Below are 13,945 nucleotides of genomic sequence, written 5' to 3'. Positions count from 1 at the left end.
CCTGTTCCCCGCGTTCGCGGGGATGAACCGTGAGGATCTTCCGGTCCAGTGCTTCCTCGAGGCTGTTCCCCGCGTTCGCGGGGATGAACCGAAGCAAAAGCCCATTGCCGGATTGAGCACAGCCTGTTCCCCGCGTTCGCGGGGATGAACCGGGCCAATACCACCTTTCAGACCTACGGAAGAACTGTTCCCCGCGTTCGCGGGGATGAACCGCGCTCGCTGGTCGGTGCGTATCCGTTGCTGTACTGTTCCCCGCGTTCGCGGGGATGAACCGTCCTCCTTAAACGTCTCCCAGTCCTCCATACCCTGTTCCCCGCGTTCGCGGGGATGAACTGTTTATCTGAGCGGCTTGCTCTGCGTAGCCTTTCCTTGAGGCACACGCCGCTCTAACCACTGCTTTCGTAAGCCCAACAGCCGTGAGGGTATTAGCGACCTGTATCGGAGCTGTATGTAATGCGTGCGTTCTGATAACTTTTATAGCATCCCTCCTTCAAACCATGGAATGCCATAAAAATAGGGGACACCATGAACTGTCTCTTCTGTAGTCACGGCCAGATGTATCCGGATACAACCACTGTCACCCTGACCCGTGGAGACTATACTGTTAGCATTAATGGCATTCCTGCGCATATCTGTGAGCAGTGCCATGAGTATTATCTCTCCGAAGATGTGGCCGGTAAGGTTTTGGCTATGGCTGATAAAGCATCGAGTAGCATTACTAAACCTGACAGCTCCACCACTAACCAAAATTTCAGTCAGCAATACCTGTGTCACTACCTCTACCCAAATTCCTCTTGGAATGGGTGAGCTTCCACCCAAAATCCCCCTCGCTTCCTTGCCCGCTCAAAAGTAAGTAACTGTTCTGTCAGTAGTTCCCGAAGCTGGCCCGCTCCTTGCTGATATTGGTGCAAGCCGTCTCAAGGCGGTTGCGTTGAGCACCCGACAACCAAAATCACATGGGAGCACACTTCTATGACACTCAAAACCATTGTGGCAGCGGCCGTTGCCTCTACTGTTATCGCCAGCCCGGTGATGGCGCAGGACCGGTCTGACTGGCCGGGCAACTTTACCGTGGGCACTGCCAGCCAGGGCGGTACTTATTTCGCTTACGGTTCCGGCTGGGCCAACTTCATGGCTGAGAACCTGGACATTTCCGGCGGTGCCGAAATCACTGGCGGTCCAATGCAGAATATGGCACTGGTACACACCGGTGACCTCAAGTTTGGTCTGACCACCATGGGCCCGGCCCGTGAGTCGCGCGAGGGCAATAGCCCGCTGGCACCGGGTATGAAGATGGACAATGTGTGTGCCATGTTCCCCATGTACCAGACACCGTTCTCCATTACCGCCCTGAGCAGCTCTGGCATTGAGTCCATTTCCGACATTCCGGATGGCGCCACCATCGGCTTCGGTCCGGCTGGTTCCACCTCCGATACTTACTTCCCGCGCATGATGGAAACCCTGGGTGTGGACTTCGAGCGCCGCAACGGCAGCTGGTCTGATCTGGGTGGTCAGTTGCAGGATGGTCTGATTGATGTGGTGGCCTTCGCTGCCGGTATCCCCATTCCCGCGGTGAGCCAGCTGGAAGTCCAGACCGATGTGAACATCATCGGCATGAACGATGAAGAGGCCGAGAAGGTGATCAATAACTTCCCGGTATCTGAGTTCATTATTCCGGCCAGCACTTACCAGTCACTGGAAGAGCCGTCGCGTGTGGTGTCCATGTGGAACTTCGCCATGGCCAATTGCGACGTCTCTGAAAGTCTGGTTTATGAGATGGTCAAGCTGACCATGGAGAACAACGACAAGATGGTCTCCATTCACAAAGCGGCGACCACGTCTGTTCCGGAAAACTACGACAAGAACACCGTTCTGCCCTGGCATCCGGGCGCAGCGCGCTGGTTCAACGAAAACGGTTACGAAATTCCGGAAGACCAGATCCACAACTGATCATTGTGTGATCGCGTAAAGGAGGCCGCCTGCGGGCGGCCTCTGCACTCCGCCGGTCTGTGCCGGCAGGGCTTTTCCGCTAGCAGGTTGCAACATGTCTACTGAACACGAAATCCAACACGAGCCCCGGGTAACCGAGGACGAAAACCACATCCTGGCCCATGACGTGGATGAAGAGCCGGTCGAGGCCAATCGCCGGTTGTTTGAGGGCTGGCTGTTGAAGCTGGTCACGCTTCTGACCATTGGCTATTCCGTTTTCCACCTTTACACGCTGAACATTGCGCCCCTGGAAACCTGGTCTTTCCGCATTGTGCACGTGGCCGGCGCCTTGATTCTCGGCTTTACGCTGTACGCCGGCGCCCGGTTTGCAACCGCCGAGGAAGGATGGGTGCGGCACCGTTGGACAACCTGGCTCGCGGGCGTTGCGCTTTTTCCAGCCCTTTATGCGCTGTACCAGGGGTTCGCGTTTCTGCAGATGGTCAATGGCGGTGCCATGCGCATTGCCCCGGAGCTGGAAACCTGGCACTACGGCTGGCCGCTGTTGGCTGCCACTACCCTGGGTATTGTGCTGTCCTGGTTCCATCAGCGCGACCGCGCCCGTTTTAGCGTGCCGGATCTGGTGTTGATGGTGTGTTCTGCCGCTGTCGCTTTTTACTTGTTGGTGATTTTTAACACGCCGGTGCGCATGTCTACCGGTACCTCTTTTGCGCCTGTGGGCATTTCCTTTGCGGCCGTGGCCGGCAGCGCGCTGATTCTCGAGATGACTCGCCGGGTGGCGGGCATGTCGCTGGTGGTCATTGCCGTTATCTTTCTGGTGTATGTGTTTGCCGGCCCCTACCTGCCGGGCTTCCTGGGCTATCCGGGGCTGTCGGTGCAGCGTTTCTTCAGCCAGGTGTATACCGATGCCGGTATCCTGGGGCCAACCACGGCGGTGTCCTCTACCTATATTATCCTGTTCATCATTTTTGCGGCTTTCCTGCAGGCCTCGAAGGTGGGTGACTATTTTGTGAACTTCGCCTTTGCCGCCGCCGGTCGTTCCCGTGGTGGTCCGGCCAAGGTGTCGATTTTCGCCTCCGGCCTGATGGGCATGATCAACGGCACCAGTGCCGGTAACGTGGTGTCCACCGGTTCTCTGACCATCCCGCTGATGAAGAAAGTGGGTTACAAGAAAACCTCCGCCGGTGCGGTAGAAGCGGCCGCCTCCACCGGTGGGCAGATTATGCCGCCGATCATGGGTGCCGGCGCCTTCATCATGGCGGAAATCACCGGTATTCCCTATACCGAGATTGCCATTGCCGCGATTATTCCGGCCATCCTGTACTTCGCCTCTGTCTACTTCATGGTGGATTTCGAGGCGGCGAAAACCGGCATGCGCGGTATGCGTGATGACGAGCTGCCCAAGCTCAAGGTTCTGATTAAGCAGGTGTACCTGTTCATTCCCATCATTATCCTGATTGTGGCACTGTTCCAGGGCTATTCAGTGATCCGCGCCGGTACCCTGGCCACCGTGTCTGCCGCTGTGGTGAGCTGGCTGTCGCCCAACAAGATGGGCATTCGTCAGATTTTGCAGGCGTTGGATATTGCCGCCATCATGGCTATCCAGATCATCGTGGTGTGTGCCGCCGCTGGTATCATCGTGGGTGTGATCTCACTCACGGGCGTGGGAGCGCGCTTCTCCGTGCTGCTGCTGGATGTGGCCCAGGCCAGTCATCTGCTGGCGCTGGTGTTCGCCATGTTTATTTCCATTCTGCTGGGCATGGGCATGCCGACAACCGCAGCCTACGCGGTGGCCGCCTCGGTCGTGGCGCCGGGTCTGGTGCAGCTGGGCATTGAGCCGTTGACCGCCCACTTCTTCGTGTTCTACTTTGCGGTGGTCTCTGCCATTACTCCGCCGGTGGCCTTGGCTTCCTATGCGGCGGCGGGTATTTCCGGTGCCAACGCCATGTCCACCTCGGTGGCCTCGTTCCGCATTGGTATCGCGGCGTTCATCGTGCCGTTCATGTTCTTCTACAACAGCGCGCTTTTGATGGAAGGCAGCTGGTTTGAGATTGCACGCGCGCTGGTTACCGCCACTTTCGGTGTCTACCTGCTGTCTGGCGGGGTGATGGGCTGGATGTTTAAGGTGCAGGCCGCCTGGCCGGTACGCATCCTGCTGATCGTTGCCGCGCTGCTGATGATTGAAGGTGGCTTGATCACCGATGGCGCCGGTATTGGCGCCGCTGTGCTGGCCTTCTTGCTCCAGCGTCAGCGCCGGGCAAGGCTGGCGCCCTCGCAAGCCTGATACCTAAGCCCGGGCAGGCCGGCTTGTGTCGGTTTGCCCGGAGCGCTAGGCTAGCGCATTTTCCGGGAACATGTGCGATGTCTTCGAGAATGGTTGCTGTCCTGCTGTTTGTCCTCACCCTGGCGCTGTCCTGGGTGCTGGGCGGTTGGGCAGGCTACTCGCAGGTAGAGCAGGAAACCCTGGAAGAATCCTTCCGGTACCGGCAGCTGGTGGCGAACGAGCTGAACCGGTACCTCCCCATCCCGGAATTGATGGCCGAGCACCCCGTTATGGAGCAGGTGCTGCTGAACCCTGACGATCCCGAGCTGATTCTGGCCGCCAATCAGGAAATGCAGCGAATGGCCACGATTGTCGGCAGTTCCGATGTTTACCTGATGAACGCCCGGGGCCTGACCATTGCCGCCAACAACTATCAGGAGCCGGACAGTTTTGTTGGCCGGCGCTTCGATTTCCGTCCCTATTTCTACGAGGCTATGGCCACCGGCGATTCGGCCCTCTATTTTGCCCTGGGGTTAATGTCGAATGAGCGTGGCCTGTATTTTTCCCACCCGGTGCGTGCCGGAAGCGGCGAACTGGTGGGAGTCATCTCGGTAAAGGTGCTGGTACACGAGCTGGAGTCCCAGTGGCACCGGCCGGCGGCGTTGAGTGACGCGGAAATGGTGGTGCTGGACAACGCCGGTATCAGCTTTCTGGCCAGCCGGGAAGACTGGCTGTACCGGGATTTTTCTGGCGGTCGCAATGGCGCGGTGCCGCTGGAGGCACGCCAGCGCTATCCGGACCGGGAATTGCGGCCCATGGATATTGTGCCTCAGGGCCGCCCCTGGGGGTTGTCCGAAAAATCGGAGAGGATGGCGATTCCCCAGAGCGAGGGGCGTCAACAGAATGATTACCTGAGCATCGAAACCCCGTTGCCAAGGCTGGACTGGACGCTGCGAGTGATGGTGTCCACCGCGCCGGTGCTGGTCTCGCGGGTGGGATTCATGCTGGGCGGCGCGGCGCTGTACGTGGCTGCCTTGCTGGCCTGGCTGTACCTGCGTGAACGTTATCGGCGTGAGGCCGAGCTGGCCTTCCGGGGCGAACAGCTCGAGCAGAGCGTGGCCGAACGTACCCGGGACCTGGAAAGCTCGAACCGCCAGCTGCTGGCGGAAATCGAGGAGAAGGAAAGAGCCCAGCGAGAGCTGAGGGACACCCAGCAGGAGCTGGTGCAGGCTGCCAAGCTGGCCGTGCTGGGACAGATGTCGGCGGGGCTGAACCATGAAATGAACCAGCCACTGACAGCCATTCAGACCTATGCCCGCAACAGCCGGAAATTCCTGGAAAAAGGCGCCACCGACATGGTGGATGCCAACCTGTCGGAAATCGTGCTGCTGTGCGACAAAATGGCTGAGCTGACCCGTCAGTTCAAGGTGTTTGCCCGAAAGTCCGAGGGGCCGCCCACGCTGGTGGACCTGCGTCAGTCCGTGGACGGGGCTCTGAAGATCATTACCGCCCAGAAGAGCAGTGAGGGCATTCGTATTGACTGGCAGCGGCCGGAACAGCCGGTGTGGTGCCACGGTGATCTGATTCGTGTGGAACAGGTGCTGATCAACCTGCTGGCCAATGCTGTGCATGCCCTGGAAGGCCAGCCGGAGCCGGCAATTACCCTGGATATCCGGGCCTGCGACGGCCATTGGCGCTGTTCGGTCCGGGACAATGGCCCGGGGCTGCCGGCTAACACGGAACAGCTGTTCGAGCCGTTTTTCACCACCAAGTCGGTGAAGCAGGGGCTGGGTCTGGGGCTGTCGATTTCCCGGCAGATTGTGGATGCCCTGGGCGGCACCCTGACCGGCCACAACCGTACAGACGGGCCCGGCGCGGAATTCGTACTGACTTTGCCCAAAAAGGAAGCCGAGCAATGACCCAGCCATCGGTAATTTTTGTCGACGACGATGCCCACATTTTGCAGGCGCTGTCCCAAAGCCTGACGCTCGAGGATCTGCCGGTTGCCTGCTATGAAAACGGCGCTTCGGCCCTTAAAGCCGTCACACCGGATTACCCCGGTATTGTGCTGTGCGATTACAACATGCCGGGCATGGATGGCCTGGAGTTGCTGGAGCGGGTTCAGGCGGTGGATGACAGCATTCCGGTGATCATCCTGACCGGGCAGGGCGATATCAGCACGGCGGTGTCGGCCATGCAGAAGGGCGCCTACGATTTCATCGAAAAGCCGTTTGATCATGACGAGCTGATCGAGCTGTTGCGCCACGCCCTGGAAAAGCGCCATCTGGCACTGGAAAACCGGAGGCTGAAAGCCCAATTGCGGCAAATGGCCCGTCCCGGCCCCCGCATTTTTGGGGAATCGCTGCCCATGCAGAAGATGATGGCCACGGTGCATTCGGTGCTGGATATTTCCGCCAACATCCTTCTGCATGGTGAAACCGGCTCGGGCAAGGACGCACTGGCCCGTTACATTCATGAAAGCAGCCCGCGCAGCGCGCACAATTTCGTGGCGATTAATTGCGGCGCGGTGCCGGAAAACCTGATCGAAAGCGAACTGTTCGGCCATGAGCCAGGCGCCTTTACCGGGGCCGAAAAGCGCCGCATCGGCAAAATCGAGCACGCCCACCAAGGCACTTTATTCCTGGACGAAGTGGAAAGCATGCCGCTGTCGTTGCAGATCAAACTGCTGCGGGTACTGGAAGAGCAGAAAGTGGAGCGCCTGGGCAGTAACGAGGTCCGTGAGGTGGACGTGCGCATTATCGCTGCCACCAAGGCCGACCTGAAAAAGCTCAGTGATGAGGGCGAGTTCCGGGCGGACCTGTATTACCGCCTGAACGTGGTAAAAGTGGATATTCCGCCACTTCGTGAACGCAAGGAAGACATTCCTCTGCTGTTCCATCACTTCGTGCTGGTGGCCGCCGCCCGCTATGACCGGGAAAGCGTGCCGCTGGACGCGGCCCAGGCCAGCCTGCTGATGGAGCGCCCCTGGCCGGGCAATGTGCGGGAGCTGCGTAACCTGGCCGAACGCTACGTGCTACTCGGCCCCGCCGCGCTGGAAGAAGGGGGAAGTACCGACTGCGAAAGCATCAACAGCCGCCAGACCCTTTCGGAAATGATGGACAGCTTCGAGCGCTCCGCCATCACCAGCGCCCTCAACGCCTGCCAGGGCAGCATCAAGGACACCATGGTGCAGCTGGGCATTGCCCGCAAGACACTGTACGACAAGATGAAAAAGCATGGGTTGGACAAGGCTCAGTTTAAGGACTGAGCCTGTCCGGAGACATTACCTTACAGGTTGGCTTCGGCATACTCCGCCAGAATCGACCTGGGCACACCCTGCAGGTGAATGTGACCACCGTGCTGGAAGCCTTTGAAGCGTTCGGTCATGTAGGTCAGCCCTGAGCTCAGCGGCCCCAGGTAGGGGGTGTCTATCTGTGCCAGGTTGCCCAGGCAGATCACCTTGGAGCCGGTGCCGGCGCGGGTGATGATGGTTTTCACCTGGTGCGGGGTCAGGTTCTGGCATTCGTCGATAATCAGCAGGGTGTGCTGGAAACTGCGCCCGCGCAGATAGTTCATGGATTTGAAGTGCAGCGGCACCTTGCTGAGGATGTAATCCACGCTGGCGGTCATGTTCTCGTCGTCTTCGTGCAGGGCCTCGAGGTTGTCGACGATGGCACCCAGCCAGGGCTCCATTTTCTCGGATTCGGTGCCCGGCAAAAAGCCGATGTCTTCGTCCAGACCCTGGGTTGAGCGGGTGGCGATGATGCGCTTGTAGGCCTTGCTGGCCACGGTCATTTCGATACAGGCCGCCAGTGCCAGGATGGTCTTGCCCGAGCCGGCGGAGCCGGTCAGGTTGATCAGGTGAATGTCCGGGTCCATCAGCAGGTGCAGAGCCATGGCCTGGTAGATGTCTCGCGGCATCAGGCCCCAGATTTCGGTGTTCATCAGATCGTGCTGGTGCAGGTCCTTGATCACCAGCTGGTCTTCGGATACATCGCTGACCTGGCCAATAAAGCCCTGCTCGTCCAGCACGAATTCGTTGATGTTCAGCTTGGCCAGTTCACCTTCGCGTTTGAGCAGGTGCTCGGTTACGCCCTCGCGCTGCAGGGTTTGCACTTTATCCATGCCGTCCCAGAAAGAGCCCGGGAACTCCTTGTAGCCCTTCGGCAGCAGGTCAATGTCATCCAGCAACTGGTCGTTGTGGTAATCCTGGGCTTCCACGCCAAAGCCACGGGCTTTCAGGCGCATGTTGATGTCTTTACTGACCAGGATGATATCCCGGGACTTGTGCCGGTTCTGCAGGGCCGCCAGGGTGTTGATGATCTTGTTGTCGTTCAGGTGCTCGGGCAGCGAGTGGTTGCCGGTGTGCTCGGTGCTCATGATGATCGACAAGGTGCCCAGCGGTTCGGCTTTCTGGCCCCGCAGAATGGGTACGCCCTTCTCGATTTCCCCCGGCGTGGCGTCACCCAGTAGCCGGTCGATGGTGCGGATGGCCTGGCGGCAGTCGGCGGCCACCGCCTGTTTGCCGGATTTCAGGCTATCGAGTTCTTCCAGTACCGTCATCGGGATGATGACTTCGTGTTCTTCAAAATTCAGGAGGGCGTTCGGGTCGTGGATCAGGACGTTGGTGTCGAGGACATACATCTTACGGCGAGCTTGCGGTGCTCTTGGCATTGGCGGCGCTACCTCTTTCCCTTCGGGCTGTTATTTGAAAGCTTAGCCATTCCCTGGCTCGCGGTCATCCCTGTGGTCACCTTACCGGGTTATTTTTCCGGGAGTGTGACATTCAGCTCCAGTACCGAGCAGTGGTCGTTACGGTCGACATCCACCTGCACCATGTCGTCGCTGATCTGCACGTATTTGCGGATCACCTCCACCAGTTCCTGTTGCAGCTGGGGCAGGTAATCGGGCTGCGCGCGCTGGCCGCGCTCGTGGGCCACGATAATCTGCAGGCGCTCCTTGGCCACGCTGGCGGATTTGGGCTTTTTACTCTTGAAGTAGTTGAGAAAACTCATGCCTCAGCCCCCTTTGAACATGCGGCTGAAGAAGCCTTTCTTCTGGGCAGTCAGGAAACGATGTTCGCGGTCCTCGCCCAGTAGGCGGGCGACCGCGTCTTCGTAAGCCTGGCCGGCGTCGCTGTCTTCCTCCAGAATCACCGGCAGGCCCTGGTTGGAGGCGTTCAGCACCACCTGGCTCTCCGGGATCACGCCCAGCAACGGGATGGCCAGAATTTCTTCCACATCCTGCACCGACAGCATCTCGCCCTTGTCGACCCGCTCCGGGTTGTAGCGGGTCAGCAGCAGGTGCTCTTTCACCGGGTCTTCGCCTTTTTCCGCCCGGCGGGATTTGCTCTGCATGATGCCCAGAATGCGGTCGGAGTCCCGTACCGAAGACACTTCCGGGTTGGTCACCACAATGGCCTCGTCCGCGTGGTACAGGGCCATGAGGGCACCGTGTTCAATGCCGGCCGGTGAGTCACAGACAATGTAATCGAAGGTTTCAGACAGCTCGTTGATCACACGCTCCACACCTTCTTTGGTGAGCGCTTCTTTCTCCCGGGTTTGCGAGGCCGGCAGGATGTAGAGGCCGTCTACCCGCTTGTCCTTGATCAGCGCCTGGTTGAGGGTGGCTTCGCCCTGAATCACGTTGACGAAGTCGTACACTACCCGCCGTTCGCAGTTCATGATCAGGTCCAGATTGCGCAGGCCCACGTCAAAATCCACCACCACGGTTTTGTGACCGTGTTTGGCCAGGCCGGTGCTGATTGAGGCGCTGGTGGTGGTTTTGCCAACGCCGCCTTTACCCGAGGTTACGACAATGATTCTAGCCAAGGTTAAATTCCTGTTTTGCGGTGGGTTCGTCGTATCTTCAGATGTTGTTGGCTGTACAACATCAGGCCTTGTCCAGTGGCGTTACCACCAGCAGGTCATCCTTGAGCTGGATGTGCACGGCGCTTTTCCAGCCGCTTTCCTGAAGATCTTCGGAGATTTTATAGTGTCCGGCAATGGACACAAGCTCTGCTTCCAGTGATTGGCAAAATACCCGCGCGCCTTCACACCCGTGAATGCCCGCCAGCGCCCGCCCACGCAGGGGGCCATAGATGTGAATGCTACCGGCGGCCAGCACTTCGGCTCCGGCCTGCACTGGCGCCAGGATGACCAGATCGCCTTCCGGCGCACTGATCTGCTGGCCCGACCTTACCGGCTGGGTAATCACCTTAACCGGTGCGGGCTGAGCCAGGGTGGGGGCGGCATAGTCATTCTCCGCCTTGACCGGCTCGGGTTTGCTTTCCCGTACGCTTGAACCGGGCAGAATGGCCAGCTCGGCGCCACGGGCCAGCCGACGCTGATCGTCGTTGGCGGCGCGAATGCCAATTACATGAATGTTGTAACGCCGGCAGGTACCGATCATGCTGAAAAAGTCCAGCTCGCTGTCCAGGCCCTGGTACTTCTCCAGGCTGATGACCAGGGGGATATCCTTGAAAAAGCCTGGCGCCTGGCTGATCTTTTCGCGCAGGTTGTTTTCGAATTCCTGGCTGTCGAAATAGTAAAGCTCGAGGGCGGTCAGTGACACGCTGGCGCTTTTCAGCTGGAAGCTCTGGCTGACGCCAGTGGTGGCGGTATCGCTCATGAAATGGTCTTTCCCCTGATCAGGAACCTGATGAAGGCCCGAAAGCCATGAACAGGCGGGCCGGGCGCTGAAACTCCTGACATTTTCGGCATGTTGGCTTAAGATACAAGGCTGTATGCATATACATGTTTATAAAGAACGAGAACCAGGAAGGAAGCCGGCAGGCCTTTCCAAAACCGTGCGGAGCCATGGATGGCGGAGCTCGAGCGTTACAGGGACGTATTCACAGCGTGTTTTGGAAAGGCCTGCCGGCTTGCCGACGTCTGGGTTTTGCGAATGAATACTGGAGAAACCCAGCGCAAAATCATCCACGTAGACTGCGACTGCTTCTACGCCGCCGTGGAAATGCGTGATGATCCCACCCTGCGGGACGTGCCTCTGGCCGTGGGCGGCGCTCAGGGCCGGGGTGTGGTGACCACCTGCAACTACCGGGCGCGGGCGTTTGGTGTGCGTTCGGCCATGCCCGGCAGCGAAGCCCGCCGGCTGTGCCCGGGGCTGGTCACAGTGCCGGCCGATTTTCCCCGTTACCGGGCGGCGTCGCAACAGGTGATGGCCATCCTGCGGGAACTGACCGATCTGGTGGAACCGCTGTCACTCGATGAAGCCTTTCTGGATGTCTCCGAAGTGACCGACCACAAGGGCAGCGCCACGCTCATGGCCCGCTACCTGCGCGAACGCGTCAAGAAAGAGGTAGGCATCACCATTTCTGCCGGCGTGGCACCCAATAAATTCCTCGCCAAGATCGCCAGCGACTGGCAAAAGCCCGACGGGCTGTTTGTGATCACTCCGGAGCAGGTTCCTGATTTCGTGCAGGCCCTGCCGGTGGAAAAACTCTCCGGCGTCGGTCAGGTGACCGCCGGCAAGCTGCATGCGCTAGGGATCAAAACCTGTGGCGACATCCAGGCACTGGGTGCCGAGGTGCTGATTGAGAAGTTCGGCAAACAGGGCTATCGCCTTTATGAAATGGCTCACGGTCGGGATGAGCGGCCGGTGGTGGTTTCCCGCATCGCCAAATCGGTCAGCGTGGAACGCACGTTTTCCCGGGACCTGCCGGACAAAACTGCCTGCCAGAGCGTGATGCCTGATCTGCTCGATGATCTGAACCGCCGCCTGTCCCGCAAGGCGCAGAAAAAACCGATCCACAAGCTGTTCGTGAAAGTCCGTTACAGCGATTTTTCCACCCATACCCTGGAGCGGGTGCGCGAGTCGGTGGCCGAGCCGGCGCTGGCCGATTACCAGCCTTTGCTGGATGAACTGATCACCCGGGAAGACCGCCCGGTGCGGCTGCTTGGCCTGGGCGTGCGGTTTCGCAATGATGAGGCCCCGGTTACCCAGCTGCGATTGTTTGACTGAATAACTGCACCGCAGCCCAGCCCATGCCGCCGCCAATCAGCGCGCCGGCGGCCACATCGGTGGGGTAGTGCAGGCCCAGTACCACCCGGGAGGCGGCCACCGAGAGTGTGAAGGGCAGCACGCCCCAGGCCAGCGCCGGTGAAATGGCAAACAGCATGGTTTGAAAGCAGACGGCATGCAGGGTGTGGCCGGAGGGAAAGCTGTAGCGATCGAGTGGGGGCGTGGCGCAGTTGATGGCCGGGAAGGAGATAAAGGGACGTTCGCGAATCAGGCGGTGTTTCAGGGTTTTGTAGGTGAGGGTGCAGGTGAGGCCGGTGAAGGTCATTAACAGGGCGAAAGCGGGGCCGCGTTCAGGTTCGAGCAGAGGTAACAGCAGGATTACCGCGTACCAGAACCAGCCATCGCCCAGTCGGCTGGCTACCCGGAAGTAACCGCGTATGGGCCGGAACCGCACGCTGCGGTTGATTGCCTGGCACAGGGCAACCTCCTGCTGGTCTGCCCGGTCAAAAAATCGAGACGCTTTGCTCATCGGTGGCATGGTAAGGCCCTTGCTCCGGTTGGTTGAGTACCAGTTGTTCGAATAGCTCCACCTGGCTGGTCCAGGTCAGATCCAGTGCGTCCAGCCGGGCACGGGTGCGCATCCGGCTTAACAGCGAAGGTTGGTCGGCCAGGCGCAGGGCGTTGAGAATAAACGCCTCGTCGTCGGTCAGTGGTGCTTTCTGGCCGTTCTCGTCCTGGCGGATGTGCTCGGCCGCCGCAGCGTCATCAAAGGCCACCACGCCCAGCCCGCTGGCCATGGCTTCCAGCACCACATTGCCAAACGTGTCGGTTTTGCTGGGAAACAGGAATAAATCGGCACTGGCGTAGTGGCGGGCCAGTTCGTCGCCCTGCTGGCTGCCGCAGAACACATAATCCGGGTGGCGGGCCTGAAGGGATTCACGCAGCGGGCCATCGCCCACCAGGATGAAGCGGGCCCGGGGGTGCAGGCAGCGAATGCGCTCGAAACAGGCCACGGCCAGTTTCACATTTTTCTCCGCCGCCAGCCGGCCAACGTAAATGACGGCCAGTTCATTACCGGCCACACCCCAGTGTTCCCGCAGGCTGGCGTTTCGCTTGTGTGGGGTGAACGTCTGGCAGTCCACGCCCCGGCTCCAGAGCCGGGCATTATCAATGCCCATTTGCCGGACTGTGTGTTGCATTTTTCGGGTCGGTACCAGTGTCAGCCGGGTCTGGTTGTGGAACCAGCGGCCGTAGCGGCAGAGCAGCCAGCGTAATGTGCCAAGGCCATAGTAGCTGGAATACTGGTGGAAATTGGTGTGAAATCCGGAACACACGGGAATGCCCAGTTTTTTGGCGGCCCGCACAGCCGCCACGCCCAGCGGCCCCTGGGTGGCTACGTAGATGGCATCCGGACGTTGCTCCTGCCACAGCCGCAGCAAACGTGCCGGCCGGATCAGGCCGAATTGCAGGCCACTGTACCCGGGCAGTGGCAGGCCCCGGGTCCGAAGCTCATCCGTGCACAAACTGGCGGGCAGGCGGTCGGACTGTTCCCCGGCCGGCTGCGGGCGTACCAGTGTTACCCGGTGCCCGCGTTGCATCAGGCCCCGGCAAAGGTGCTTCAGCGTATTGGCAACGCCATTGATTTCCGGCGCAAAGGTCTCGGAAACAATGGTAATGTGTTGGCGTTGCCGTGGGGCTGGCGAATCGGTTGTCACGGAGCTTCCTGCATGGTTTGTGGTCATGCTATGACTA

The 13,945-nt window shown here is 59.6% G+C and carries 12 protein-coding genes and 1 CRISPR repeat array; of the genes, 6 read left to right on the top strand and 6 right to left on the bottom strand.

Annotation, left to right across the window (positions count from 1 at the left end; genetic code table 11):
• Position 1 precedes the first annotated feature (1 nt).
• Positions 2-335: direct repeats of the CRISPR family, unit length 29 nt; unit sequence CTGTTCCCCGCGTTCGCGGGGATGAACCG.
• Positions 336-525: 190 nt separating this feature from the next.
• The 5 genes from BMZ63_RS07975 (at position 526) to BMZ63_RS07955 (ending at position 7,478) form a co-directional block, all read left to right on the top strand.
• Complete coding sequence (locus BMZ63_RS07975; protein ID WP_091704077.1) at positions 526-807, top strand: type II toxin-antitoxin system MqsA family antitoxin; 282 nt, start codon at positions 526-528, stop codon at positions 805-807.
• A 165-nt stretch (positions 808-972) separates the two neighbouring features.
• On the top strand, positions 973-1,950 hold the full coding sequence (locus tag BMZ63_RS07970; protein WP_091704075.1) for a TAXI family TRAP transporter solute-binding subunit: 978 nt from the start codon (positions 973-975) through the stop codon (positions 1,948-1,950).
• A 94-nt stretch (positions 1,951-2,044) separates the two neighbouring features.
• Positions 2,045-4,231 (top strand): TRAP transporter permease, encoded by a 2,187-nt coding sequence (locus tag BMZ63_RS07965; protein WP_091704072.1) that lies wholly within the window; start codon positions 2,045-2,047, stop codon positions 4,229-4,231.
• Positions 4,232-4,308: 77 nt separating this feature from the next.
• The gene (locus tag BMZ63_RS07960) at positions 4,309-6,129 is read left to right on the top strand and encodes a sensor histidine kinase (protein WP_091704070.1); all 1,821 of its coding nucleotides are present in this window, start codon (positions 4,309-4,311) and stop codon (positions 6,127-6,129) included.
• Positions 6,126-7,478, top strand: coding sequence for a sigma-54-dependent transcriptional regulator (locus tag BMZ63_RS07955; RefSeq protein WP_091704067.1), 1,353 nt, complete (start codon positions 6,126-6,128; stop codon positions 7,476-7,478). The genes BMZ63_RS07960 and BMZ63_RS07955 overlap by 4 nt, the downstream gene beginning before the upstream one ends.
• 20 nt (positions 7,479-7,498) lie before the next feature.
• Here BMZ63_RS07955 and BMZ63_RS07950 read toward each other — a convergent pair whose 3' ends face one another.
• The 4 genes from BMZ63_RS07950 to minC form a co-directional block, all read right to left on the bottom strand.
• Positions 7,499-8,884, bottom strand: coding sequence for a PhoH family protein (locus BMZ63_RS07950; protein ID WP_227663439.1), 1,386 nt, complete (start codon positions 8,882-8,884; stop codon positions 7,499-7,501).
• Positions 8,885-8,973: 89 nt separating this feature from the next.
• Positions 8,974-9,225, bottom strand: coding sequence for a cell division topological specificity factor MinE (gene minE, locus BMZ63_RS07945; RefSeq protein ID WP_091704062.1), 252 nt, complete (start codon positions 9,223-9,225; stop codon positions 8,974-8,976).
• A 3-nt stretch (positions 9,226-9,228) separates the two neighbouring features.
• Positions 9,229-10,041, bottom strand: a complete 813-nt coding sequence (gene minD / locus BMZ63_RS07940; RefSeq protein ID WP_091704059.1) for a septum site-determining protein MinD — start codon at positions 10,039-10,041, stop codon at positions 9,229-9,231.
• 61 nt (positions 10,042-10,102) lie between these two features.
• Positions 10,103-10,840 carry a septum site-determining protein MinC gene (gene minC, locus BMZ63_RS07935; protein ID WP_091704057.1) on the bottom strand — a complete coding sequence of 246 codons (738 nt, stop codon included), beginning with the start codon at positions 10,838-10,840 and terminating at the stop codon, positions 10,103-10,105.
• 276 nt (positions 10,841-11,116) lie between these two features.
• Between minC and dinB the strand changes: the two genes are divergently transcribed.
• Positions 11,117-12,193: a DNA polymerase IV gene (dinB, locus tag BMZ63_RS07930; RefSeq protein ID WP_091704054.1), complete on the top strand. Its 1,077-nt coding sequence runs from the start codon at positions 11,117-11,119 to the stop codon at positions 12,191-12,193.
• Here dinB and BMZ63_RS07925 read toward each other — a convergent pair.
• Both BMZ63_RS07925 and BMZ63_RS07920 read right to left on the bottom strand, forming a co-directional pair.
• Positions 12,168-12,731, bottom strand: a complete 564-nt coding sequence (locus tag BMZ63_RS07925) for a phosphatase PAP2 family protein (protein ID WP_091704051.1) — start codon at positions 12,729-12,731, stop codon at positions 12,168-12,170. The two genes, dinB and BMZ63_RS07925, sit on opposite strands and share 26 nt — an antisense overlap.
• The gene (locus BMZ63_RS07920) at positions 12,697-13,935 is read right to left on the bottom strand and encodes a glycosyltransferase family 4 protein (protein WP_091704048.1); all 1,239 of its coding nucleotides are present in this window, start codon (positions 13,933-13,935) and stop codon (positions 12,697-12,699) included. The genes BMZ63_RS07925 and BMZ63_RS07920 overlap by 35 nt, the downstream gene beginning before the upstream one ends.
• Positions 13,936-13,945: the final 10 nt, after the last annotated feature.

The sequence above is a fragment of the Marinobacter persicus genome, assembly GCF_900114155.1.
In the GTDB taxonomy this organism is placed as follows: Bacteria; Pseudomonadota; Gammaproteobacteria; order Pseudomonadales; family Oleiphilaceae; genus Marinobacter; species Marinobacter persicus.
The sequence above is the reverse complement of the archived record's forward strand: the minus strand, read 5'-3'. Positions and strand labels throughout refer to the sequence as shown.

What these genes read in the sequence shown, in the direction of transcription:
- minE (WP_091704062.1), bottom strand. Translation starts at nt 9,225, where the DNA reads ATGAGTTTTCTCAACTACTTCAAGAGTAAAAAGCCCAAATCCGCCAGC.
- BMZ63_RS07970 (WP_091704075.1), top strand. Translation starts at nt 973, where the DNA reads ATGACACTCAAAACCATTGTGGCAGCGGCCGTTGCCTCTACTGTTATC.
- BMZ63_RS07920 (WP_091704048.1), bottom strand. Translation starts at nt 13,935, where the DNA reads ATGACCACAAACCATGCAGGAAGCTCCGTGACAACCGATTCGCCAGCC.
- BMZ63_RS07925 (WP_091704051.1), bottom strand. Translation starts at nt 12,731, where the DNA reads ATGCCACCGATGAGCAAAGCGTCTCGATTTTTTGACCGGGCAGACCAG.
- BMZ63_RS07975 (WP_091704077.1), top strand. Translation starts at nt 526, where the DNA reads ATGAACTGTCTCTTCTGTAGTCACGGCCAGATGTATCCGGATACAACC.
- BMZ63_RS07950 (WP_227663439.1), bottom strand. Translation starts at nt 8,884, where the DNA reads ATGCCAAGAGCACCGCAAGCTCGCCGTAAGATGTATGTCCTCGACACC.
- BMZ63_RS07955 (WP_091704067.1), top strand. Translation starts at nt 6,126, where the DNA reads ATGACCCAGCCATCGGTAATTTTTGTCGACGACGATGCCCACATTTTG.
- BMZ63_RS07965 (WP_091704072.1), top strand. Translation starts at nt 2,045, where the DNA reads ATGTCTACTGAACACGAAATCCAACACGAGCCCCGGGTAACCGAGGAC.
- BMZ63_RS07960 (WP_091704070.1), top strand. Translation starts at nt 4,309, where the DNA reads ATGTCTTCGAGAATGGTTGCTGTCCTGCTGTTTGTCCTCACCCTGGCG.
- minC (WP_091704057.1), bottom strand. Translation starts at nt 10,840, where the DNA reads ATGAGCGATACCGCCACCACTGGCGTCAGCCAGAGCTTCCAGCTGAAA.
- dinB (WP_091704054.1), top strand. Translation starts at nt 11,117, where the DNA reads ATGAATACTGGAGAAACCCAGCGCAAAATCATCCACGTAGACTGCGAC.